The 2,714-nt window shown below is 66.8% G+C and carries 3 protein-coding genes and 1 pseudogene; all 4 read left to right on the forward strand.

Annotated features, from left to right (window positions below; genetic code table 11):
• The coding region (locus ACRDUX_RS39315; protein ID WP_526422715.1) for a glutamate-cysteine ligase family protein at nucleotides 1-1,026 on the forward strand (1,026 nt) is incomplete at its 5' end.
• 9 nt (nucleotides 1,027-1,035) lie between these two features.
• Entirely contained in the window at nucleotides 1,036-1,725 is a 690-nt protein-coding gene (locus ACRDUX_RS39320) for a class I SAM-dependent methyltransferase (protein ID WP_526422717.1), read from the forward strand.
• A gap of 11 nt (nucleotides 1,726-1,736) precedes the next feature.
• Nucleotides 1,737-2,174: a hypothetical protein gene (locus tag ACRDUX_RS39325; protein ID WP_526422719.1), complete on the forward strand. Its 438-nt coding sequence runs from the start codon at nucleotides 1,737-1,739 to the stop codon at nucleotides 2,172-2,174.
• Between the two features lie 173 nt (nucleotides 2,175-2,347).
• A pseudogene (locus tag ACRDUX_RS39330) lies at nucleotides 2,348-2,714 on the forward strand (mycofactocin oligosaccharide methyltransferase MftM); the annotation flags it as partial.

Consider the following 2,714-nt stretch of genomic DNA (forward strand, 5'->3'; position numbering starts at 1 on the left):
CTCAACGACTCGATCTTCACCGCCCGCGGCGAGGACATCATGATCGACATCAGCGGACCGGAGCGGCTCACCCTGCAGTCGGCATCCATCGCTCCCGAATCAGCTTGCACCAGTATGCAATTGCACCTGCAGGTCTCGCCGGCCGAGTTCGCGCAGAACTGGAACGCGGCGCAGGCGCTTGCGGGACCGCAGCTTGCGCTCGGGGCCAATTCGCCCTACTTCTTCGGCCACGAACTGTGGGCCGAGACCCGCATCGAATTGTTCGCCCAAGCCACCGATACCCGACCCGATGAGCTCAAGACCCAAGGCGTCCGACCGAGGGTGTGGTTCGGCGAGCGCTGGATCACCTCGATCTTCGACCTGTTCGAGGAGAACGTCCGCTACTTTCCGTCGTTGCTGCCCGAATTGTCCGACGAGGATCCGGCCGCCGAACTGGCGGCGGGCCGCACGCCGAACCTCCCCGAGCTGCGACTTCACAACGGCACCGTCTACCGCTGGAACCGGCCCGTCTACGACGTGGTCGACGGTCGTCCACATCTGCGCGTCGAGAACAGGGTCCTTCCCGCAGGCCCGACGGTGGTGGACATGCTCGCCAACTCCGCCTTCTACTACGGCGCCACCCGGGCCCTGTCCGAAGACGACCGGCCGGTGTGGACGAAGCTGAGTTTCACTGCGGCAGAACGCAACTTCCTGGCAGCAGCGCGCAGTGGCATGGATGCGCGACTGTACTGGCCCGGCCTCGGGGAGGTGACGCCCGACGAGCTGGTCCTGCGCGAGCTGCTACCGCTGGCCTACGAAGGGCTGGACCAGCGGGGCGTGGCGCCTGACGTCCGCGATCACTTCCTCGGGGTCATCGAGGGCAGGGCCAAGAACGGCCGCAACGGTGCGGCGTGGCAGGTCACCACGGTGCGGGCGCTGCAGGAGCGCGGGCTGGCGCGACCGCAGGCGCTCGCCGAGATGCTGCGTCTCTATTGCGAGCGAATGCACAGCAACGAGCCCGTGCACACCTGGGACGCACCCGCGTAGCGTGAAATCATGAGTGATTCTTCGAACTCCGACGTGATCAATTGGGATGCCGCATACCGCGAAGAGGGCGAATTCGACGGGCCCCCGCCGTGGAACATCGGCGAACCGCAGCCCGAGCTGGCCGCGCTGATCGCCGCGGGCAAGGTACGCGGTGAGGTGCTCGACGCGGGCGCCGGACATGCCGAGTTGTCGCTGGCACTGGCCGCAAAGGGCTACACGGTGGTCGGCATCGAGCTGACGCCGACGGCCGTCGCGGCGGCCAAGAAGGCTGCGCAGGAACGCAATCTGCCGAACGCCACCTTCGTACAGGACGACATCACCACGTTCACCGGCTTCGACGGACGCTTCGACACCATCATCGACTCCACGCTGTTCCACTCGCTTCCCGTCGAGGGCCGCGACGGCTACCAGCGGTCGGTGCTCCGGGCGGCGGCCCCGGGCGCGGTCTATTACATCCTGGTGTTCGCCAAGGGGGCGTTCCCCGCCGAGCTGGAGCAGAAGCCCAACGAGGTCGACGAAGCCGAGCTCCGGGACGCGGTCGGCAAGTACTGGGAGATCGACGAGATCCGTCCTGCGTTCATCCACGCGAACATGCCCTCGGGTGTGAACGCCCCGTTCCAGCTGCCGCCGCACGACCACGACGCCGAGGGCCGGATGAAGATGCCCGCCTTCCTGCTGACGGCGCACAAGCCCGGCTAGCCGAAACGACCGTGAACGCGCTTCGGCTGCTGATGGCGTTGACGGTGATGGCACTGGCGGGCTGCCAGGTCAGTCAGCGTGCCGAAGCCGACCCCCTCGAGTACGAGCTGAACCAGGTGTTCACCGTGGGCGGCGGGCACGAGGCAGTGAAACGCGGCGAGGACCTCCGGTTGCGCTTCGCCGAGGTACTCGAGGATTCCCGCTGTCCCAAGCTCGTCGCGTGCTTCTGGACGGGCCGGGCGCGCATCGCCGTGCTCGTCCTGCGAGCGGGCCGCGATCCGACGACCGCGGAGTTCAACACCAAACCCGCCCCTGGCCAGAACGTTCAGACGGCCCAGGTGGGTGAGTACGCGATTGGGTTGCAGGCGCTGGACCCGTACCCGCAGACACCCGAGGAGTCGACCTCACTCGAGGACTACCGGGCGACGTTCTCGGTACGCAAGGCGTAGCACCCGCCCACCGTCCGAATGGGCAGTTGCCTACCCATCCGGCCGGGCCGCACATCGGGCCCGATCGGCGCGCGCGCAATGCCCTTCACGCCGATAGCGTCTGGTGAATGGTCGATTCGCACGTCAGGGTGCATCGTCGCACAGGTCCACACATCCCACACGACGATCGAACCATGCTGTGCACCAAGCGTTTCTGCACCAGCCGCAGCGGTGGGATTCTGAACGTGGCGCACGATCTACGGCCCGACGAGCTCTGCGACGACCTGGCCGAACTGCTGGCGGCAGAGCTCGACGACACAGGCGTGCTGCGCGGCCAGCCCGAGTTCGAGGCAGTGTTCACCGGGATCGTGCAGTCCGCCCTGGCCGACGGATCCGGCGGTGACGCGGCCTGGTTTCGGTTCTACCGCAATACCATTCAACGACTGGAGCACGGTACCGCGGCCTTCGCTCCGGTGCACGAGCACGCGGCCTCACTGGTCATCGGCAAGGAGCTCGTCGATCTTGGCTCTTGCTTCGGCTTCTTTCCCCTGAGAATGGCCG

It is taken from the genome of Mycobacterium sp., assembly GCF_050701675.1.
Lineage (GTDB): Bacteria > Actinomycetota > Actinomycetes > Mycobacteriales > Mycobacteriaceae > Mycobacterium.